The 20,406-nt window shown below is 64.1% G+C and carries 21 protein-coding genes; 8 read left to right on the top strand and 13 right to left on the bottom strand.

Going from position 1 to position 20,406, the window contains the following annotated elements:
• Window positions 1-109 precede the first annotated feature (109 nt).
• Together NCR93_RS24130 and NCR93_RS24125 are read left to right on the top strand one after the other, a co-directional pair.
• A complete protein-coding gene (locus NCR93_RS24130; RefSeq protein ID WP_008347313.1) occupies window positions 110-1,363 on the top strand; it encodes an aconitase X in 1,254 nt (417 codons plus the stop codon).
• Window positions 1,350-1,790 carry an aconitase X swivel domain-containing protein gene (locus NCR93_RS24125; RefSeq protein ID WP_008347312.1) on the top strand — a complete coding sequence of 147 codons (441 nt, stop codon included), beginning with the start codon at window positions 1,350-1,352 and terminating at the stop codon, window positions 1,788-1,790. Before NCR93_RS24130 ends, NCR93_RS24125 begins: the two co-directional genes overlap by 14 nt.
• Here the strand turns inward: NCR93_RS24125 and NCR93_RS24120 are convergent.
• The 10 genes from NCR93_RS24120 to NCR93_RS24075 form a co-directional block, all read right to left on the bottom strand.
• A complete protein-coding gene (locus NCR93_RS24120) occupies window positions 1,771-2,472 on the bottom strand; it encodes a GntR family transcriptional regulator (RefSeq protein ID WP_175982040.1) in 702 nt (233 codons plus the stop codon). The two genes, NCR93_RS24125 and NCR93_RS24120, sit on opposite strands and share 20 nt — an antisense overlap.
• A gap of 46 nt (window positions 2,473-2,518) precedes the next feature.
• Window positions 2,519-3,754, bottom strand: a complete 1,236-nt coding sequence (locus tag NCR93_RS24115) for a metal-dependent hydrolase family protein (RefSeq protein WP_008347310.1) — start codon at window positions 3,752-3,754, stop codon at window positions 2,519-2,521.
• A 12-nt stretch (window positions 3,755-3,766) separates the two neighbouring features.
• Window positions 3,767-4,765 (bottom strand): 4-hydroxyproline epimerase, encoded by a 999-nt coding sequence (locus NCR93_RS24110; protein ID WP_250532292.1) that lies wholly within the window; start codon window positions 4,763-4,765, stop codon window positions 3,767-3,769.
• Window positions 4,762-5,664, bottom strand: a complete 903-nt coding sequence (locus NCR93_RS24105) for a dihydrodipicolinate synthase family protein (RefSeq protein WP_008347307.1) — start codon at window positions 5,662-5,664, stop codon at window positions 4,762-4,764. Before NCR93_RS24105 ends, NCR93_RS24110 begins: the two co-directional genes overlap by 4 nt.
• Window positions 5,665-5,679: 15 nt before the next feature.
• The gene (locus NCR93_RS24100) at window positions 5,680-6,906 is read right to left on the bottom strand and encodes an NAD(P)/FAD-dependent oxidoreductase (protein WP_175982044.1); all 1,227 of its coding nucleotides are present in this window, start codon (window positions 6,904-6,906) and stop codon (window positions 5,680-5,682) included.
• Between the two features lie 4 nt (window positions 6,907-6,910).
• Window positions 6,911-7,990, bottom strand: coding sequence for a proline racemase family protein (locus tag NCR93_RS24095; protein ID WP_175982046.1), 1,080 nt, complete (start codon window positions 7,988-7,990; stop codon window positions 6,911-6,913).
• Between the two features lie 2 nt (window positions 7,991-7,992).
• Window positions 7,993-9,303: an MFS transporter gene (locus tag NCR93_RS24090; protein WP_008347300.1), complete on the bottom strand. Its 1,311-nt coding sequence runs from the start codon at window positions 9,301-9,303 to the stop codon at window positions 7,993-7,995.
• 129 nt (window positions 9,304-9,432) lie between these two features.
• Window positions 9,433-10,068: a M12 family metallopeptidase gene (locus NCR93_RS24085; protein WP_239294988.1), complete on the bottom strand. Its 636-nt coding sequence runs from the start codon at window positions 10,066-10,068 to the stop codon at window positions 9,433-9,435.
• Between the two features lie 200 nt (window positions 10,069-10,268).
• Window positions 10,269-11,645: a sensor histidine kinase gene (locus tag NCR93_RS24080; RefSeq protein ID WP_008347296.1), complete on the bottom strand. Its 1,377-nt coding sequence runs from the start codon at window positions 11,643-11,645 to the stop codon at window positions 10,269-10,271.
• Window positions 11,635-12,312, bottom strand: a complete 678-nt coding sequence (locus tag NCR93_RS24075) for a response regulator transcription factor (RefSeq protein WP_008347294.1) — start codon at window positions 12,310-12,312, stop codon at window positions 11,635-11,637. The genes NCR93_RS24080 and NCR93_RS24075 overlap by 11 nt, the downstream gene beginning before the upstream one ends.
• Before the next feature lie 167 nt (window positions 12,313-12,479).
• On the opposite strand from NCR93_RS24075, the gene NCR93_RS24070 reads away from it, so the two are divergent.
• Genes NCR93_RS24070 through NCR93_RS24060 form a run of 3 tightly spaced genes read left to right on the top strand, consistent with a single transcriptional unit; the run spans window position 12,480 to window position 15,179 of the window.
• The gene (locus NCR93_RS24070; RefSeq protein ID WP_008347292.1) at window positions 12,480-13,496 is read left to right on the top strand and encodes an ABC transporter substrate-binding protein; all 1,017 of its coding nucleotides are present in this window, start codon (window positions 12,480-12,482) and stop codon (window positions 13,494-13,496) included.
• 10 nt (window positions 13,497-13,506) lie between these two features.
• Complete coding sequence (locus NCR93_RS24065) at window positions 13,507-14,295, top strand: ABC transporter ATP-binding protein (protein WP_008347290.1); 789 nt, start codon at window positions 13,507-13,509, stop codon at window positions 14,293-14,295.
• 23 nt (window positions 14,296-14,318) lie between these two features.
• Window positions 14,319-15,179 carry an ABC transporter permease gene (locus tag NCR93_RS24060; protein WP_008347288.1) on the top strand — a complete coding sequence of 287 codons (861 nt, stop codon included), beginning with the start codon at window positions 14,319-14,321 and terminating at the stop codon, window positions 15,177-15,179.
• A gap of 66 nt (window positions 15,180-15,245) precedes the next feature.
• Here NCR93_RS24060 and NCR93_RS24055 read toward each other — a convergent pair whose 3' ends face one another.
• The 3 genes from NCR93_RS24055 to NCR93_RS24045 all read right to left on the bottom strand — a co-directional run bounded on the left by NCR93_RS24055 (window position 15,246) and on the right by NCR93_RS24045 (window position 17,119).
• Entirely contained in the window at window positions 15,246-15,569 is a 324-nt protein-coding gene (locus NCR93_RS24055) for an outer membrane protein assembly factor BamE (RefSeq protein ID WP_008347287.1), read from the bottom strand.
• Window positions 15,570-15,633: 64 nt separating this feature from the next.
• A complete protein-coding gene (locus tag NCR93_RS24050) occupies window positions 15,634-16,389 on the bottom strand; it encodes a phosphatase PAP2 family protein (RefSeq protein WP_008347285.1) in 756 nt (251 codons plus the stop codon).
• A 52-nt stretch (window positions 16,390-16,441) separates the two neighbouring features.
• A complete protein-coding gene (locus tag NCR93_RS24045) occupies window positions 16,442-17,119 on the bottom strand; it encodes a 4'-phosphopantetheinyl transferase family protein (RefSeq protein WP_239294990.1) in 678 nt (225 codons plus the stop codon).
• Between the two features lie 248 nt (window positions 17,120-17,367).
• Between NCR93_RS24045 and fae the strand changes: the two genes are divergently transcribed.
• From fae to NCR93_RS24030, 3 genes are read left to right on the top strand one after another with little or no spacing between them, the layout of a single operon-like run.
• Window positions 17,368-17,877 (top strand): formaldehyde-activating enzyme, encoded by a 510-nt coding sequence (gene fae / locus NCR93_RS24040; RefSeq protein ID WP_008347281.1) that lies wholly within the window; start codon window positions 17,368-17,370, stop codon window positions 17,875-17,877.
• 13 nt (window positions 17,878-17,890) lie between these two features.
• Entirely contained in the window at window positions 17,891-18,928 is a 1,038-nt protein-coding gene (locus NCR93_RS24035) for an aldo/keto reductase (protein ID WP_175982050.1), read from the top strand.
• The gene (locus NCR93_RS24030; protein ID WP_008347278.1) at window positions 18,925-20,364 is read left to right on the top strand and encodes an NAD-dependent succinate-semialdehyde dehydrogenase; all 1,440 of its coding nucleotides are present in this window, start codon (window positions 18,925-18,927) and stop codon (window positions 20,362-20,364) included. The genes NCR93_RS24035 and NCR93_RS24030 overlap by 4 nt, the downstream gene beginning before the upstream one ends.
• The last annotated feature ends 42 nt before the right edge of the window (window positions 20,365-20,406 follow it).

Raw genomic sequence — 20,406 nt, 5'->3', positions numbered from 1 at the left:
CATTTAGAAGTTTTGCAATCTTGCCAGTAGGCCAGACGCGCGAACGCGCCGCGCCACCCGCTTCGGGTAGACTGCGCTGACATCCCTCCGCGCTGCGTCAGCGAATCCGATGCTCACACTTTCCCCACGCGACACCGCCATGCTCAACGGCGATTTCGGCGATGGCCTCGCGCTCGCGATGCGTATCGTCGCGGCGACGGCGCGCGTCATGGATGCCGATGCGCTCATCGATATCTCGGGCGCGCATATCGACGGCTGTCTGTATCACGGCGCGGCGAGTCTCGATTTCGTCGAGCGCTTCGTCGCGAGCGGCGCGAAGGTCGCCGTGCCGACCACGCTCAATGTCGGCTCGCTCGATCTCATTCACCCGGAACTCTTTCGCGGCGACGCCGGTATCGCAAGCGCGGGCAAGCGGCTCATGCAGGCGCATCTCGAACTCGGATGCGAAGCCAGCTTCACCTGCGCGCCGTATCAATTGAAGCATCGTCCGAAGCTGGGCGATCAGATCGCGTGGGCCGAATCGAATGCGATCGTTTTCGCGAACTCCGTGCTCGGCGCGCGCACGAGCCGTTACGGCGATTTCCTCGATCTCGCCGCCGCCATCACCGCGCGCGTGCCGGACGCGGGCCTGCATGTGACGGCGAATCGCGCGGCGCGCATCGTGATCGCCGCGCCCGATCTGCGCGCGTCGCCGCATCGCGATGCCGATTTCGCCGCGCTCGGCTTTCTGCTCGGCGGCATTGCCGGCGCGACGGTCGCCGCGATCACCGGCCTGCCCGGCGACACCACCGAAGACGAACTCAAAGCGCTAGGCGCGGCGGCGGCATCGAGCGGATCGGTGGCGCTGTTCCATGCGGTCGGCATCACGCCGGAAGCCGCCACGCTCGATGCCGCGCTTCAGGGCCGCGCGCCCGAACGCACGATTGCCGTCAGCGCAGCCGATCTTCACGACGTGCGCGCGCGTTGGTCGCACGCGAAACCCGGCGATGCGCTCGCCGCGGTGAGCCTCGGCACGCCGCACTTTTCCGTCGATGAATTTCGCACGCTTGCCGCGCTCATGGGGCGTCACGACGGCGCGCCGCGCTGCGATATCTACGTGAACACGAGCCGCTTCGTGCTGTGGCAACTCGAGGAAGAAGGCATTGCGCAGAAGCTCGCGGCACGCGGCGTGCAGATCGTCGTCGATACCTGCACGTACATCACGCCGGTGATGAAGCAGGTGAGCGGCCTCGTGATGACCAACTCGGGCAAATGGGCGCATTACGCGCCGGCGAATATCGGCGTGACGGTCGCGTTCGGCAGCATGAGCGAATGCGTGCGGTCGGCGTTCGAAGGAAAGGTGTGCATCGATGAACACGTTTGAGGCCGTCACGCTCGTTCCGGGCCACGCGCGCGCGCCGGGAATCGCGTTGCCGCCGCTCAGCTTCTGGGGCGGTTACGACGCTGAGCGCGGCCTGATCGTCGATGCGACGCATCCCGGTCACGGCCAAAGTCTCGCGTCGCGCATTCTCGTGATGCCGCGTGCGCGCGGATCGAGTTCGAGCAGCAGCGTGCTCGCCGAAGCGTTGCGCAACGGCACCGGGCCCGCGGGCATCGTGCTCGCGGAGCGCGATCTGATTCTGTCGATCGGCGCGATCGTCGCGAACGAACTCTATGCGTCGAACGTGCCCGTCGTGATGGTCGATGAAACCGCGTTCGCGCACATCGCCGCCGCCGGCGATGCTCACATCGAAATCGATGCGCGCGATGCGGCGAGCGTGCGGCTCGTCCTCAACCCTGACGCGACATGATCGTCTCCACGACCGAGATGATCTGCTGCGCCGCCGTCTTGACGTGCTGTTCCAGCAGCTTCGCGCCGAGCTTCGCATCGCGCTTCTTGCATGCGTCTATCAGGTTCATGTGCTCTTCGTGCGACTGCTCGCGGATCGGCACCTGCACCACCTGAAAGCGGAAATAGCGGTCGCTGCGATCGTGCAGCACGCGCAGCATCTGCAATGTGATGTCGCGCCGCGCCGGCAGATAAAGCGTCTCGTGCAGACGCCAGTTCAACTGGCCCCAGACGCCCGAGTCGGCGGTATCCATTTCGGCGACGAGCTTCTCGGCTTTCGCGATCTCGGCATCGGTGATATGCGGGATCGCCTGCGAAAAGAGCCACGGCTCCAGCCGAATGCGGATTTCGAACGTCTCCTGCACTTCTTCGATCGACAGCTCCGCGACATACGCGCCCTTGTGCGGCACCTTCGTCAGCAACCCTTCTCCGGTAAGCCGCGTGATCGCTTCGCGGATCGGCACGCGGCTCACGCCGAGTTCATCGGCGAGCGCTTCCTGGCGCAGCACTTCGCCCGGCGCGAGATCGCCCGACAGAATGCGTTGCCGGATCGCGGTCGTGACGAGTTCGACCGTCGTCGTGCGCACGATCCTGTGCGTGGAGTCGCTCTCTTTTCGAAGGGATTTGGCGGCGACCGGAGACATGTTTTATCGGCTTAGGCGTGAAGGTGCGGCATCGTAACACGCGTGTTCACAGCAACTTCTCGCGTACCCACGCACCGTTTTTCATCACGCCCGCGATGCGCTCGCCCTGCCCTGTCAGCACGCGAATATCCTTCAGCGGATCGCCATCGACGACGAGCAAATCCGCGTACGCGCCCGCCGCGACGACGCCGAGCTTGCCCTTCATGTTGACGATCTCCGCGCCGATGGCCGTCGCCTGACGAATCGCCTCGAACGCGCCGACGATATTCGCGCGTATCGACAACTCATCGCTTTGATACTGATGCATGTCGCCGAGCAGATCGCTCCCGAGGCCGATCTTCACGCCGCGTTCGTGCAGCATCGCGAGCGCTTCGAGACCGCGCTTGCGCACCGATTCATTCTTGTCGAGCGTGTCTTGCGCGAGGCCCATTTGCGCGCCGACCTTTGACATCGCGTCATAGGTGACGAGCGTCGGCACCGCGTAGGCGCCGTGTTCGGCCATCACGCGCGCGGCATCTTCATCGATCAGATTGCCGTGCTCGATCGTGCGCACGCCGAGCTTCACGACACGCGCAATCGCCTTCGCGGTGTACGCATGCGCCATCACATACGTCTGATGCGATTCCGCTTCTTCGACGGCGGCCTTCACTTCGTCGACGGAGAATTGCAGATTGCCGATGGGATCGGTCGGCGAAGCCACGCCGCCCGACGCCATGATCTTGATGTGATTCGCACCCGCGCGCATCTCCTCGCGCACGGCCTTGCGCATTTCGTCGACGCCGTCGACCACGCGCCCGATCGCGCCCATGTTGCGATTGCAGCCGCACGGGTCCGGATCGGCGTTGTCGAAGCGCTCGCGAAAATCGCCGTGGCCGCCCGTCTGCGAAAGCGCCTTGCCCGCGACGAACAAGCGCGGCCCCGCGATCACGCCGTCTTCGATCGCGCGCGACAGCGCATAGTCCGCGCCGCCCGCATCGCGCACGGTCGTGAAGCCGCGATCGAGCATGCCCGCGAGGATCGGCACGGCGCGCAGCACGGCGAACGTGTTCGGCAGACGGCTGTTGTTGCCGAGATGCGCGACCGATGCAATGACATGCACATGGCAATCGATCATGCCGGGCATCACCGTCTTGCCGCCGACATCGATCACTTGCGCGCCGCTCGCCTCGACCGGTTCGCGCGTGACTTCGCGGATCGTATCGCCGTCGATGACGATGGAATAGCGGCCGTCGTCGCGTTCGTGGTCGGCGTCGAGCACGCGGGCGTTCTTCAGAATCAGCATGCGTTTTCTCCGTTATTTAAGCAGGAATCCGTGCGCGAGCGGATCGCGGTCATCGACGAAAATCGTGTTGTGGCCCGTCACGCGCGCCCATCCTTCGATGGCCGGCACGATCGCATCGTATTCGCCGACGCGCGCCGCTTCCACCGGCACGCCTTCGAACAAGGTGCCGATGATGCTTTCATGCACGAAGCGCTCGCCGATCTTCAACTGCCCTTTCGCGACACGCTGCGCCATGCGCGCCGACGTGCCCGTGCCGCACGGCGAGCGGTCGATGGCTTTGTCGCCGTAGAACACCGCGTTGCGCGCGCTCGCGCCTTCCACCGTCGGCTCGCCCGTCCACATGACGTGACTGAGGCCGCGTATCGCATCGTTTTCCGGATGCACGAACGCGTACTTTTCGTTCGCCTTCTGACGCAGGATCGGACTCAGACGCTGAATGTCCGATGGCTTCAGCGCGTGCAGCCCTTCGTAGTCGCGCTGCGGCTCGACGATCGCGTAGAAGTTGCCGCCATACGCGACATCGAAACGAATCTCGCCCAGGCCCTCGACGTCGACGGACAAGTCTTGCGAATGCAGAAACGAAGGCACGCTGACGAGCTGCACCGAATCGACATGCTCGCCGTTCATCCTGTAACGCGCGATCACGAGACCGGCGGGCGTGTCGAGCCGCAGCACGCCCGGCTCGCGCGGCCGCACGAGTCCGTTTTCGATGGCCGTCGTCACCGTGCCGATGGTGCCGTGCCCGCACATCGGCAGGCATCCGCTCACTTCGATGAAGAGAATCGCGAGATCGCAGTCGGCGCGCGTCGGCGGATAGAGAATGCTGCCGGACATCACTTCGTGGCCGCGCGGCTCGAACATGAGCGCGGTGCGTATCCAGTCGAACTCGCGCAGGAAGTGCGCGCGCCGTTCGATCATGTTCGCGCCTTCGAGCGGCGGCGCGCCGCCCGCGACGACGCGCACCGGATTGCCGCATGTGTGTCCGTCGATGCAGAAGAACGTCGATTTCATTGCGCGAGCGCCCGCACGTTGGCGATCGCCTTCTCGACGATCTCGATGGTCCGTTGCCGTTCCGCGCCTTCGAGCAAGAGGCGCGGCGCTTTCACGTACTCCGGATAACCCGCCGTGATGTTCTCCGCGAGCTTGATGTACTGCACGAGCTTGACGTGCGTGTCGAGATGGAACAAGTCGATCAACGCGCGATAGAGCGCGCGCGCCTTGTCGTATTCGCCGTTGACCGCGTAATTCAGCAGATCGACGGATTCCTTCGGCATCGCGTTGGCCATGCCGGAAACCCAGCCCTTCACGCCGAGCGCGACGGATTCCACGATCAGATCGTCGACGCCGCAGAACACGACGAAGCGGTCGCCGAAGCGCGCGTAGAGATCGGTGACGCGCGTCGTGTCGTAGGTCTCTTCCTTGATCGCGACGACGTTGGGTTCATCCGCGAGTTGCGCGAGCAAGTCCGGCCGCATGTCGACGCCATAGCCGCGCGGATTGTTGTAGATCATGAGCCCGAGCTTCGTCGAGCGCGCAATCGACCGATAGTATTCGACGGTCTCGCGATCGTCCGATCGATACGTGAGGCCCGGAAACACCATCAGCCCTTGCACGCCGATGGCTTCCGCGTCTTTCGCGAACTGCATCGCGTTGGCCGTGTTCAGTTCCGCCAGTCCCGAGATCACAGGCACGCGCCCGTTCACGGTTTCGACCGCGATCTTCAGCACCGTGCGCTTTTCCTCGGGCGTGAGCTGCGCGTTCTCGCCCACCATGCCCATCATCACGACGCCGCCGACGCCGTTGTCGATCAGACGGTTCAGGCCGTTCACGATAGCGTCACGATCGAGCGAGCCGTCCTGCTTGAGCTTCGTCGTCACGGCGGGGAATACGCCTTTCCAGTTCACTTGCATGTTTGCTCCTCCAATTTAGAAACGTGCGATCGAGTAAGGCGTGAGCGGCACGCGCGGCGTGCGTCCCGCGAGTACATCGGCGACGAGCGCGGCGGTCGTCGCCGATTGCGTGAGGCCGAGATGACCGTGCCCGAATGCATGGACGACCGATGGCATGCGCGGCGATGCGCCGATCACCGGCAGCGAGTCGGGCGTCGCGGGGCGATGGCCCATCCATTTCACGGCGTCCGTATCGTCGATGCCTTCGATGAAGCGCTTGCCCAGTTCGAGCAACGCGTCGCTGCGACGATAGTTCGGCGGCGCGTCGATGCCCGCGAACTCCGCCGCGCCGCCGATGCGCAAGCCAATATCGAGCGGCGTCGCAACGAACTTGCGCTCCGCGAAGATCACTTCGCGCGTCAGTGCGACGCCGTGCTTTGGCAGCGTCGCGTTGTAGCCGCGTTCGCTTTCGAGCAACACACTATCGCCGATCGACCTCGCGAGCGCCGCCGACCATGCGCCCGCCGCGATCACGATGCGTCGTCCGTTGACGCGCGTGCCGTCGTCGAGCACGACGGATTCCGGCGCGTCGATGGCGCGCGCGATGCCCGTCACGAAGCGCGCGCCGAGCGCGCGCACGCGCTCGCGCAATAGCGTGACGATGCGGCGCGGATCGCCGATATGCGACCAGTCGTCGAGGAACACGCCATGCCTGAAGACCGGCGCGAGCGACGGCTCGCATTCGCGCACTTGCTGCGCGCTCAACGCGTGCCAGCGCGCGCCGAGTTCGCGCTTGAAGGACCATTCGGGCTGATCGGCGGCGAAGGCTGCATCGGTTTCATAGACCGTGAGCGCGCCCCGCCGATACAGCATCGCGCTTGCGCCGATATCGTCGAACATCGGCAGGATGTCGTCGTAGACGCGGTTGTTGAGCAGCGAAAGCGCATGCGAGATCGCCCGAAAGCGCGCCGGCTCGCTCGCGCGGCGAAACGCCATGAACCACGGCAGCGCCTTCGGCACATGCTTCCAGTCGAGCGCGAGCGGCCCGAGCGGGTCCATCAGCCATTTCGCGGCCTTCGTGAACATGCCGTGCACGGCGATCGGCGTGCTCTCCGTCACCGCGATGCCGCCCGCATTGCCGTGCGATGCGCGATCGCCTTCGAAATCGCGATCGACGAGCGTCACGCGCGCGCCCTCGCGCAACGCGGCCCACGCGCACGCGAGTCCTACGATGCCCGCGCCGATCACGATGACGTCCGTCATGTCCTCACTCGCCACGTTGCGAACTCACGCGCGATTTGATGAGCTTGTCGTCGACGGCTTCGCACCATGTGTCGGCGAGCGTGAAGCCGGTCTGGAAGCGATCGGTCGGATCGACGCCGACCTGCGAGATCGCCGTGATCCACGCCTGTCCCGCGACGACGGGCACGACGGCGGGAACATCGCCCAGACGCGTCGTGGACTCGATGCGGCTTTCGAACACCGATCCGATGATCGACTCGTGCAGAAACGTCTCGCCGACATCGATCAGCCCTTTCGCGTGCATGACCGCGAGCCGCGCGGACGTGCCCGTGCCGCACGGCGAACGATCGCAGCGTCCCGGCGACACGATCACCGTGTTGCGCGATTTCAGCACGCCGTTCTCGCGCGAAATCGGGCCGACGAACTCGGTCATCGTGATGCCCTTGATGAGCGGATTGAGCGGATGCGGCGAAGGCAACTGCGCCGCCGCCGCGGCCTTGATGACTTGCCCCAGCTCGCACAGTTCGCGCGCTTCATCGGGCGTGATGCGAAAGCCGAGTTTCTCCGCATCGACGATCACATACGTCATGCCGCCATAGCCGACATCGACGGTCAAACTGCCGATGCCTTCGACCTCGATCGTCTTGTCGAGATGATTCGCGAACGCGGGCTGGTTCGTGAACTCGACCTTCGTGACCTTGCCGTTCGCGCACGAGCAGCGCAGATGGATGAGGCCCGCGGGCGCTTCGAGCACGAGTTCGGTGACGGGCTCGGTCATCGGCAAGATGCCGGTTTCGAGCAGCACGGTCGCGACGCACATCGTGTTCGAGCCGGACATCGCCGGATATTCGGTCGATTCCGCGATCACGTAGCCCATCTGCGCGCGCGGATCGGTCGCGGGCAAGATGAAGTTGACGGTCTGATTCGCCGAGCCGCGCGGCTCGAAGATGCAGATGCGCCGCAAGTCGTCGCGCACTTCTTCGAGGTGCATCATCTTGTCGAACATCGTGGCGCCGGGCACGTCGAAGACGCCGCCGGTCACGACATTGCCGACTTCACCTTCGGCGTGGCAGTTCACTACGGTAAGCGTGCGATTCCAGCGCATGTTTATTGCAGCGGCGCGTGCGCCGTCTCCTTGATGGTGGCGACCGTGATCGTCGAAAGCAACGCCGCGAGCATCACGAAATACGCGGGCGAAAGCGGCGAGCCGGTTGCCTTGATGAGCGCGATGGAGATCATCGGCGCGAAACCGCCGAACACCGCGTTGGCGATGCCGTAGCCGATCGACATCCACGTCGTGCGGATTTTCGTCGGGAAAAGTTCGGAGAGCACGGCCGGCCCCACACCCGAAAATATGCCGATGACGACGCCGCCCAGCACCTGCACCGCGCCGACGATCGCCGCCGACTTGTACGTGAGCATCAAGTGAAAGATCGGATACGGCAGCACGAGAAACGCGATGCAGCCGATCGCATAGATCGGCTTGCGGCCGAAGCGATCCGACGCCGCGCCCCAGAACGGAATCGACGCGGTCATCGCGATGAGGCCCGCCGTGTTGAGCCACAGCGCCGTCGACGGATGCATGCCGACGTATTTCGTCGTGAACGACGGCAGATAGTTGAGCAGCACGTAGAGCGAGACCGTCCACACGATCACGAGCCCGCACGCCTGCAGACCGAGCAGCGCGGGCGCGCGGCCTTTAGTCTTCGGCGCTTCGTCGCTTGCGCTTTGGTAGGCGGGCGTCTCCTCGCTGCGCTTTCTGATGATCCAGCCGATCGGCCCGATCACGATCGCACCGATGATGAACGGCACGCGCCAGCCCCAATCGAGCATCGCTTGAGGCGAGAGCAGCGTCGTCATGAGCGCGGCCGCGCCCGAGCCGAGCAGCATGCCGCCGAGGGTGCTGCATTGCTGGAAGCTGCCGTAGAAGCCGCGCTTGTTCGGCGGCGCCCATTCGACGAGAAACGCGACCGCGTTGCCCAGCTCGCCGCCGACGGAAATGCCTTGCAGCATGCGCGCCGCGACGAGCAGGATCGGCGCCCATATGCCGATGGCCGCATACGACGGCAGCAGCGCCATGAAGAGCGTCGCGGCGGCCATGAGCGGCATGACGAAGGTGAGCGTCCACTTGCGGCCTTTCTTGTCGCCGAGCCAGCCGAAGATGATCGCGCCGAGCGGACGCGCCGCGAAGCCCAGGCCGAATGCGCCGAATGTGCCGAGCATGGCGGCGAAGTCGTCGCCGGTGGGGAACATCACTTTGGCGATGACGGTCGCGAGGAACGCGTACGTGCCGAAATCGAACCATTCGAGGATATTGCCGACGACGGCGGCGGTGACTGCACGGCTGGTTTTCGATGAGACCCGCGGGCTGTCGCTCGCGGCATAGGGGTTCGCAACGGCATTGGCTCGGTCGGTCATGGGGGCTCCGTCGGCAGCGTTGGGTGCGGCGTGGGGGTGATTGTGCGCCCATGTCAAAATTGAATCAAGGATTTTGGATCCAAAATTGAAGCCCGCAAACCGCCGGATTTTCTGGCGACCCGTCGGCTTTCAGCGCGCCGTCTGCGCCGCGACGGTCTGCGTGACGGCCGGCGCCCCATAAAACATCTGCGCCATCGCGATATCCGTCGCGCTCAACTGTCCGTTACCGTTCCATTGCGGATTGCAGTAATTCATGATCGACGCCAGATCCCACGCGCCGATCATCGTGTCGCCGTAAGTGCCTTGCGCGGGCTCCTTGCATGTCGTCGATGGCGTGTCCGGCCGATTCTGCTCATGCGCGAATCCCAGCGCATGACCGAACTCGTGCGCGGCGATGGCGCGAACACAATACTCCTCGCGTCCGATGCAACTCGTACTCCAGTTTCTGAACGTGAAGTTGAAGACCATGCCGCCGGCGACATTGTTGATCTGCGTCCCGAGACCTTGCGTATGCGGTCCCGCCTTGGCGCTATCCTCGACCGATATCCGAATGCCGTAATAGTTCGGCGCGTTGGTGCATTGCTGCCATCCCGCGAATACGACGCCCGAATGCGCCTCCCAGCTTTGCTGAACCGCGAGCTGACTCCAACTGCGTTGATTGGCGTACATGGCGAAATCGGCGTTGCTCAGATCCCAGCACACGTTGATCGGAAACTGCTTCCAGATGACCGTCGATAATGCGAAACCCTTGTTCGTCCCATTCATCTGGGCATCTTTCGCGGATGAATTCACGGCATCGGATGCGCCGTCGCCTCCGCCGCATGCGCCAAGCAGCATTGCTAACAATAATGCGAATAGGCACGCGCCGATCCGTCTCATGTTCTTCTCCGCTGCGATAGTTTCGCTGCAAACGAGAAGTATATTTTCAAAGCAGCGGTGAAATTCGTTTGGTCATTCCATAGCATTTACGAAAGATGCGTGAAGCGCACCGTCACGACCACCCCACGATCCGGATGCTCGCGCTGCGCCAGCACGATCTGCCCGCGATGCGCCTGCACGATCTCCTTCGCAATCGCGAGTCCGAGGCCGGTTCCTTCCGTATCCGCCGATGCGCGATAAAACGGCTCGAACACGCGACTGCGCGCTTCGGCGGGAATACCGGGGCCATCGTCGATGACGGTGAGCGTCACGCGTTGCGCATCGCGCATGACGGCAACGGTCACGTGCCCGCCCGGCTGCGTATAGCGAATCGCATTCTCGACGACGTTGTACACGAGCGCCGACAACAACCCTTCATGGCCGATGATCCACGCCGATTCAACCAGCTCCGCGCCGAGATCGATCTCGCGCTTCTGCGCGAACATCGCCAGATCCTCGATCACGTCCTGCGCGATGGCGGCAAGATCCACCTTCTGCCGCGCGAGTTGCGCGTAGTCCGCGGCTTCGGCCTGCGCGAGCAGCAACAGCTTGTTGGTGAGACCGACCATCGAACGATTGCTTCGCTGCATCGCCGCGAGCGTTTCATTCAGCGACGGCTCCATCGCGCGATGCTGCCGCGCGAACTGCAATTGCGTCTCCAGCAGCGTGAGCGGCGTGCGCAACTGATGCGCCGCATCCGCGATGAAACGCCGCTGCGCCGCGACCTGAAGCCCGAGCCGCGCGATGCACTGATTGATCGCATCGACGATCGGCCGCAACTCCGTATGCAAGCGCTCCACGCGCAGCGGCTCGAGCTGCATCGGATCGCGGTCCATCACTTCTTTCTTCACCTTCAGAAGCGGCCGCAGCTCGAACGTCAGTCCGATGCAGGCGAGCGCCACGGCCAGCAACACCATCTCGATCTGCCGCACGAGCTGCGGACGCCATAGCTCGCGCACCATCGCATCGCGCGAAGCCTGCGTCTTGCCGACCGACACCAGCACGCGGCGAATCGCGCCGTTGTCGTACATCTGGCGCACGAAGCCGACGGCGCGTATCGGCTTGCCGTGGAGATCGGCGTCGTAGTAATCGGGCGCGTCGTGGCCGGCGGCGTCGCGCGTCGGGAAATCGGGCACGCCGGCGAGCAGACGGCCATCGTCGACGCTCACGTTGTAGAACACCTGATCGCCCTGCGGCGACGCGAACACTTCGAGCGCGGCCGGCGGAATATCGACGAGCAAGCGTCCGTCCGACCATTCGACCTCGCCCGCGATCATCCGCGCCGATGCAAGCAGCGTGTTCTCCTGCACGAGATCGGCGGTGTGGCGCGCGTTGTCGTAGGCGGCTTTGCCTGTCACGAACACGTAGATCGCGAGCGGCACGAGCAGCCACCATAGAAGACGGACGCGCAGGCTATTGGTCATCGTCCTTTTTGCGCAGCAGATAGCCGAGACCACGCAGCGTGACGATCGCCGCCGAACTGCCATCGAGCTTCTTGCGCAGCCGCGACACGTAGATTTCGAGCGCGTCTTCGCTCGGGCTGTCTTCGTGCGTGAAGATCGTATCGAGCAGCGACGCCTTCGACACCGTCTTGCCGAGACGCAGGATCAGCGCTTCGAGCACGCTGCGTTCGCGCGGCGTCACGTTGAGCGGCGCGCCTTTGAGCGTGAACTGGCGCGTGTCGATATCGAACACGAGATCGCCGCACGACACCTCGTTCGCCGTCGATGAACTGCGCCGCCGGATCATCACCTTCACGCGCGCGACGAGCTCTCGCACTTCGAAAGGCTTCACCAGGTAATCGTCCGCGCCCGCGCCGAGCAACTCCACCTTCTCGTCGATGGAACCGCTCGCCGTGAGGATCATCACCGGCGTTGCGTCGCCGCGCTGACGCATGCGGCGCAGCACGTTCTTGCCGGAAAGACGCGGAAGGTTCAGGTCGAGCAGCACGACGTCGTACAGATTTGCGCGCAGGAGCTGATCGGCGGATTCGCCATCCTGCACGGTTTCGAGCGTGAACGACTCCTGTTCCAGCATCTTCGCGAGCCAGAGCGAAAGCGTCGGATTGTCTTCGATCAACAGCAGTTTCATGGTGGCGCGATTGTATTGGCTTCGACGAACGATGAAGCATCGGGTTAACACCCATCATTTCGCATCGGCGCAGAAAGCTGGCAGAAGGTTTCGCGTTCCTATAATCGCCGCACAACTGAAAAAGCGGGCCATTCCCAACTTCACGGCCCACATTAAGGAGACTCCTGATGCGTACTCTGCGCCAGATCGCTGCTGTGTCCGGTATCGCTTTCGCCCTCGCCGCCGCTTCCGTATCCGCTCACGCCGAAAAGATTTCGATCATGGTCGGCGGCGCAACCAAGATCATCTATCTGCCCGCGAAGCTCACCGAGCAACTCGGCTATTTCAAGGACGAAGGGCTCGACGTCGAGATCCTGTCGCAACCCGCGGGCGTCGATGCCGAGAACGAATTGCTGGCCGGCGCGGTGCAAGGCGTCGTCGGCTTCTACGATCACACCATCGATCTGCAAAGCAAGGGCAAGGAAGTCCAGGCGCTCGTGATCTTCGGTCAGGTGCCGGGCGAAGTCGAATTGGTCTCGACGAAGCAGGCCGACAAGATCAAGAGCATGGCCGACGTGAAAGGCAAGACGCTCGGCGTGACCGGCCTCGGCTCGTCGACGAGCTTTCTGACGCAATATCTCGCGCAGCGCGCGGGCGTCACGTCGAAGGAATACACGCTGCTGCCGGTGGGCGCGGACGCGAGCTTCATCGCAGCGATCAAGCAGGAGCGCATCGATGCGGGCATGACGACCGAGCCGACCGTCTCGCAGTTGCTCAAGACCGGCGAGGCGAAGGTGCTCGTCGACATGCGCACGCTCGAAGGCACGCGCGCCGCGCTCGGCGGCACGTATCCGGCGTCGAGCTTCTACGTGCAGCGCGCGTGGGCCGAGGCGCACAAGCCCGAAGCCGCGAAGCTCGCGCGCGCGTTTGCGAAGACGCTGAATTTCATCGCGACGCATAGCGCCGAAGAAATCACCGAGAAGATGCCGAAGGACTATTACGCGAAGAACAAGGACCTGTACGTGGGCGCGCTGAAAGCCTCGCTGCCGATGTTCACGAAGGACGGCAAGATGCCCGCCGACGGTCCCGAAACCGTTCTGAAGGTGCTCGCCGCGTTCAATCCGTCGGTGAAGGGCAAGCATATCGATCTCGCGCGCACGTATTCGAACGAGTACGTGTCGGGCACGGCGACCGCGTCGAAGTGAGGCTTTCACGATGAATCAATCGAATCAACCCGCGATCGAACTGCGCCACGTATCGTGCCGCTTCATCTCGCCGGACGGCAAGGCGACGGTCGCGCTGCGCGATTTCAGCATGTCGGTCGCGAAGGGCGAATTCGTCGCGATCGTCGGGCCGACCGGCTGCGGCAAATCCACGACGCTCAGCATGATTACCGGTCTGCTCAAGCCGACGACGGGCGAAGTGCGCGTGATGGGCCAGCCGGTCGATGGCATCGATCCCCGCATCGGCTTCGTCTTTCAGGCGGATGCCGTGTTTCCGTGGCGCTCGGTGCTCGACAACGTCGCAGCCGGCCCGCTGTATCGCGGCCGCTCGAAGTCCGCCGCTTACGACGAAGCGCAGTCGTGGCTGCGCCGCGTCGGTCTCGACAAGTTCGGCAAGCACTATCCGCATCAGTTGTCGGGCGGCATGCGAAAGCGCGTCGCGCTCGCGCAGACGTTCATCAACAAGCCCGAAATCCTGTTGATGGACGAACCGTTCTCCGCGCTCGACATGCAGACGCGCACGCTGATGCAGGACGAATTGCTGCAGCTCTGGTCGGCGAATGCGGGCTCGGTCGTGTTCGTCACGCACGATCTCGAAGAAGCGATCGCGCTCGCGGATCGCGTGTTCGTGCTGACCGCGCGCCCCGCGACGCTCAAGAAGGTCTACGAGATCGACCTGCCGCGTCCGCGCATCACGTCGGAGATTCGCTATCACCCGCGCTTCATCGAAATTTCGCGCGATATCTGGCACGACCTGCGCGAAGAAGTGCAGATCGGTTGAACCCGCCTCAAAGGAACATCACTATGTCCACGCCTCAACAAACGATGCCCTCGGGCATCGATCCCGGCACGCTCGCGCAAGTCGAACGCGAAGCGCAAAAGCGCATCAGGCAGCGCAATGCGCTCGTCATCGGGCTGCGTATCGCGGTGCTCGTGTTCGTGCTCGGCGGCTGGGAACTCTCGGCGCGCCTGCACTGGATCGATCCGTTCTTCTTCTCGATGCCGTCCGCGATCTTCGATCAGATCGTCGAATGGTTCGTCGACGGCACGTCGCAAGGACCGCTGCTCACGCAAGTCTGGGTGACGCTCGAAGAGACGATTCTCGGCTTTCTGATCGGTTCGGCCGGCGGCATTTTCTGCGGCATCGTGTTGGGCCGCAACAAGCTGCTGTCGGATGTGTTCAGCATCTACATCAAGATCGCCAATTCGATTCCGCGCGTCGTGCTCGGCTCGGTGTTCGTAATCGCGCTGGGTCTCGGCATGGCGTCGAAGGTCGCGCTCGCCGTCGTGATGGTGTTTTTCGTCGTGTTCGCGAACGCGTTCCAGGGCGTGCGCGAAGCCGACCGTTACATGATCGCGAACGCGCAGATTCTCGGCGCATCGCGACGCCAGGTGACGACCTCGGTCGTGATTCCGTCGGCGCTTTCGTGGATTCTCGCGAGCCTGCACGTCAGCTTCGGCTTCGCGCTGGTCGGCGCGGTCGTCGGCGAGTTTCTCGGATCGAAGCAGGGCATCGGCTTGCTGATCTCGACCGCGCAGGGCGCGTTCAACGCGAGCGGCGTGTTCGCGGCGATGATCGTGCTCGCGGTCGTCGCGCTCGCGGCGGATTATCTGCTGACGGCGGTCGAGCAGCGTCTGTTGAAGTGGCGGCCGACGGCGAACTGACGCGTCGAATTTCAGGCTCATAAAACGACAAACCCCACGGCGCGTGGGGTTTGTCTTTTCTGGCGTTCAGCGCAGGCCGACTTCCTTCGCCCGCTTGACGTTGCAGCCCGCGTGCTCCGTATAGACCACGCGATTCTGATTGTTGTAATACACGGACCAGCGGTCGGTGCCGTGCTTCTTGAACGCGTATTCGGTGCACAGCGAATGCCACGGTCCCCAGTTTCCGTCAGGCGGGCCGAGGCTGTCCTCGACTTCCGCGCGCGTCATGCCGACCTTCACGCGGCTCATGTATTCCTGCGGATCGGGATCCTTGACGAAGGCCGAACATCCGTTCAGACCGATCAGCACCAGGGCCATGGCCACCGCGCCATACGCTTTCGATTCGAGCATCGTTTCAGCCTCGCAAAAGGTCTGAAACTAACGTCTACGGATGCGCGGAACAATCGAACTAATCCTAAAGCGTCCGGCTACGTCGCCGCACGAATTCCGCCGCGCCGATGCACGCCGCGAGCCACGCGCCGCCCGACGCGAAACCGCCGACCACATCGCCGGGAAAATGCACGCCCATCACCACGCGGCTCACGCCGATCGTCAGCACGATGAAGCACGCGAGCGCGACGATGAGCGGATCGCGGCGCGTCGGCGCGAGGCGCAGCAGCACATAGGCGCACATGCCGTAGCAGACGATCGAGCCGAACGTATGTCCGCTCGGGAACGCGAAGCTTTCGGGCAACGGCACGGTCGCGCCGGTGGGACGGTCGCGGCGCATCATCGACTTGAGCGCCTGATTGAGCAGGCCGCCCGCGCTCGTGACCGCGGCGAAATAGACGGCGAGACCGAAGCGCCGCGTCAGCAGCAGCCACGCGCACATGAGCGCCGACAGCAGCGTGAGGAACCAGGGATCGCCGAGATGCGTGAGCGCGGCGAATCCTCGCGCGGCGAATGCGGGCGTGCCGTCGCGCAGAGCGTCGACCATGCGCTGATCCGCCGATGAAAACGCCGTGCCATGCGCGATGCGCGTCGCGATGGCGATGAACACCGCCGCGCCCGTCGCGCTGACGATGCCCGCCGTAACCGCGACGGCCGCGCCGGAAGCGCGCCGTCCGCGCGCGGCGAAGGCCCACGCGACCGCTGCGAGCGCCGGGCCGGCGAAGAGCGCGATCGCGATGATCGCGGCCGCGTGGCGTTGTGCGAGCGCCGTGTATTCCATGATGTCCTGTTTTCTCCCGATCCCGATCCGTGATTACACGGCGCTCGCGGGCTCAGGACGCGGCTGCGTTGCCCTCCGCTTCGAGCGGCCGTTCCCAGCCGAACGCCTGCACGCGCGCGACGGGCTTGTCCAGGACGAGCACGCCGCAGATGCCGCCGGGCATCGGCAAGGTGAGTCCGTGCCAGTCGGCGTCTGTGTCGCCGCGCTGCGCACGCGACTTGCCGATGCGCGCCGCTTCGTCCCACATCGATTGTCTGGCGGCAGCGTCATGCGCGCCCGTCGATTCGACCGTCAAGCCAAGCCCTATTCTCGCCGATGCCACCGCGACCACGATCCAGATGCCCGAATACGCGACATCGACGTGAACCGGGCCGTCGTCATGCGGATGCGTCACGACGATGCGATCGTCCGGTTCGTCCTCGACGCCCACTTCGTGTGGCTCGCAATGGAACATGTGCGAAAGCACGAGCCGCAGCGTCGCGCGCGCGACGGAAAAGCGCCGCCCGAGCGCGGAATTCGGATGCAGCCGCGTGCGTTTTCGTTCGGCGGGACTGAGCCAGTTCCCGATATTCGATGCCGATGCGAAGCGGAATTCGCTCGGCACCAGCCACAGAAAGACTTCGCCGGGCGCGGGCGGTTCGTGGATCTGCACGCGCGATTTGGCGAGATCGTAGTAGCGCCACGCGACATCGGTGACGGGAAGCGGGGAGATGCGATCGATGGAAGACATGTGCGTCAGCGGACCCGGCGGCGCGCTCACGCCGGAATAATCCGCATTCAGAACAAACTCACATTTTGGGCGCTGGAAGCTTATGGGACGCTTATCCCGCCTACGGGTGATTCCCGAGTTGAGCTTTCATCAATCCGGTCCTCAAAAATCGTCGATTCCTCCCCGCGCGACGCCCGCCGCAGAATGCCTCACATCCACCGCAACGGTGGTTGAACTGCACACATCACGCGGACACAAGGAAGGAGTCAATGGAAAAGAATCTGTTCATCGGCGAAGGCTTCGAAGGGCCGGGCGTCAATCTCGCGCACATCAACGTGCTGGTCGGCCCGCGCAACGGCCCGGCCGGTCAGGCTTTCGCGACCGCGCTCGCGACGCCGTCCGCCGGGCACGCGCCGTTCGTCGTGATCGCGCAGCCGGGCGTGCCGACCAAGCCGCTCACGCTCTATGTCAACAAGGCGCAGATCGACGGCGATTTCCACGGCAACGCGACGTGGGGCGCATCGCAGGCGGGCATCGCGAAGGCGGTCGCCGAATCGCTCGAAAACGGCACGCTGCCGCCGGAAGCGGAGAACGACTGGGTCGTCGTGTCGGCGAACTGGGTCAATCCGAAAACCGACGATCTCGACGCCGTATTCGAGAACAACTATCGCGCGTGCCGTAACGCGATCATCGCCGCGATGGAAGGCCTGCCGCGCAAGGAAGCCGTGTTCAAGGCCGCGCGCGATGTGTCGAATCCGTTCTACACGCCGAAGAAGTAAGGAGTTTTCGACAATGGAATATGTGCGTCTCGGCCAGTCCGGCCTGAAGGTTTCGCGCCTGTGCCTCGGCACGATGAACATGGGCACGCCGCAATGGAAGCCGTGGATTTTCGATGAAGCGCAAAGCGAGCCGATCGTGAAGCACGCGCTCGACCACGGCGTGAACTTCATCGACCTGGCGGATTTCTATTCGACGGGCGTCGGCGAGGAAGTCGTCGGCCGCGTTCTGAAGCGGCTCGTTGCGCGCGAGGAAGTCGTCGTGACGACGAAGGTCGGCTACGACATGGCGAGCCATCCGAACGCGGGCGGCCACTCGCGCAAGCACATCATGGACGGCATCGACGGCTCCCTGAAGCGTCTCGGCATGGACTACGTCGATATCTACATGCTGCATTACTTCGACGTGAACACGCCCGTCGAAGAAACGATGCACGCGCTCGACGACATCGTGCGCGCGGGCAAGGCGCGTTACATCGGCGTATCGACGATGTATACGTGGCAGTTCGCCAAGATCATGCAGGCGTGCGAGCGCCACGGCTGGCACAAGCCGATCAACATGCAGTTGCAGTTGAACGTCGCGTATCGCGAGGAAGAGCGCGAGATGATTCCGTACTGCATCGATCAGGGCGTCGGCGTGTCCGTGTTCAGTCCGCTCGCGCGCGGCCTGCTCACATCCGACGCGAAATCCACGCGCAACCAGACCGATTTCTTCACCGCGCAAATGTATGGCGATCGCGCGTCGCAGGACATCGCGGCATCGGTTGCGCGCGTCGCGGCGCGGCGCGGCGTGCCGGCCGCGCAGATCGCGCAGGCGTGGGTGTTGAGCCGTCCCGGGATTGCGTCGATGCTCGTCGGCGCGGATTCGCCGGCGCAATTCGACAGCGCCCTCGCCGCGCTGGACACGAAGCTCGACGACGACGAACTGCACGAGCTGGAGCGCAACTACACGCCGTGCGATCTCATCAACGACTACACGGCGGGGCGGCGCATCGCGCGCGAGGCGCGTGCGGCGCAAGGCGTGTTCGAACAAGCGATGGAGCGCGCGGCATGATCGATCTGATGCGGACGAATCACTACATCGACGGCACATGGCGCGAAAGCGCGAGCACGTATCCCGTGCGCAATCCGGCGACGGGCGAGTCCATCGCGAACGTCGCGCGCGGCGGTCGTGCCGAAGCGCAGCAGGCGATCGATGCCGCGAAGCGCGCCTTCCCCGCATGGCGCGCGCTGACCGCGAAGGAACGCAGCGCGCGCGTGAAGCGTTGGGGCGAACTGATGCTCGCCAATCGCAACACCCTCGCCGAACTGCTGACTCGCGAACAAGGCAAGCCGCTTGCCGAAGCGCTCGGTGAAGTCGCGTACGCGGCGAGTTTCTTCGAATGGTTCGCGGAAGAAGCGAAGCGCAGCTACGGCGACATCATCCCGAGTCCGAAGCCGAACGCGAAGATCGTCGTGACGCGCGAGCCGGTCGGCGTCGTCGCCGCCATCACGCCGTGGAATTTCCCGCTCGCGATGATCACGCGCAAAGCCGGTCCCGCGCTGGCCGCGGGCTGCACGATGGTGCTGAAGCCGTCCGAGGAAACGCCGCTGTCCGCGCTCGCGCTGGCGGTGCTCGCGGAGCAAGCAGGCATTCCGGCAGGCGTGTTCAACGTCGTGTCGGGCGATGCGGTCGCCATCGGCGAGACGCTGACCGCATCGCCCGATGTGCGCAAGCTCTCGTTCACCGGCTCGACGCGCGTCGGCAAGCTGCTCGCGAAGCAATCGGCGGATACCTTGAAGAAGCTGTCGCTGGAACTCGGCGGCAACGCGCCCTTCATCGTGTTCGACGACGCCGATATCGACGCCGCCGTGCAAGGCGCGATCGCGTCGAAGTTCCGCAATACCGGGCAGACGTGCGTGTGCGTGAACCGCTTCTACGTGCAGGACGGCGTCTACGATGCCTTCACGCAAACGCTGACGCGCGCGGTGCACAAGCTGCGCGTCGGCAACGGGCTCGAAGGCGAGTTCGATCAGGGGCCGCTCATCAACGAAGCCGCGCTGACGAAGGTGCAAGCCCATGTCGCCGATGCCGTGAGCAAAGGCGCGAAGGTGCTGACGGGTGGCAAGCCGCACGCGCTCGGCGGCACGTTCTACGAGCCGACGGTGCTCGCGGACGCCACGCCTTCGATGCTCATCGCCGATGAGGAAACCTTCGGTCCGGTCGCCGCGTGCTTCCGCTTCGCGACGGAAGAAGACGTCATCGCCGCCGCGAACGACACGCCGTACGGCCTTTCCGCGTACTTCTACACGCGCGATCTGGGCCGCGCGTGGCGTGTCGCGGAGGCGCTGGAGAGCGGCATGGTCGGCATCAACGAAGGCATCATCTCGACGGAAGTCGCGCCGTTCGGCGGCGTGAAGCAGTCGGGACTGGGCCGCGAAGGTTCCAAGTACGGACTCGATGAATACACGGAACTCAAGTACATGATGATGGCCGGACTCGGCCGCTGAATCATCGCCATACCGCGCATGCACGAAACATAACGCTATCGC

The sequence above is a fragment of the Caballeronia sp. ATUFL_F1_KS39 genome (genome assembly GCF_023630985.1).
Taxonomy (GTDB): domain Bacteria; phylum Pseudomonadota; class Gammaproteobacteria; order Burkholderiales; family Burkholderiaceae; genus Caballeronia; species Caballeronia zhejiangensis.
Note: the sequence above shows the minus strand (reverse complement) of the source record. Positions and strands in the feature narration are given on the sequence as shown.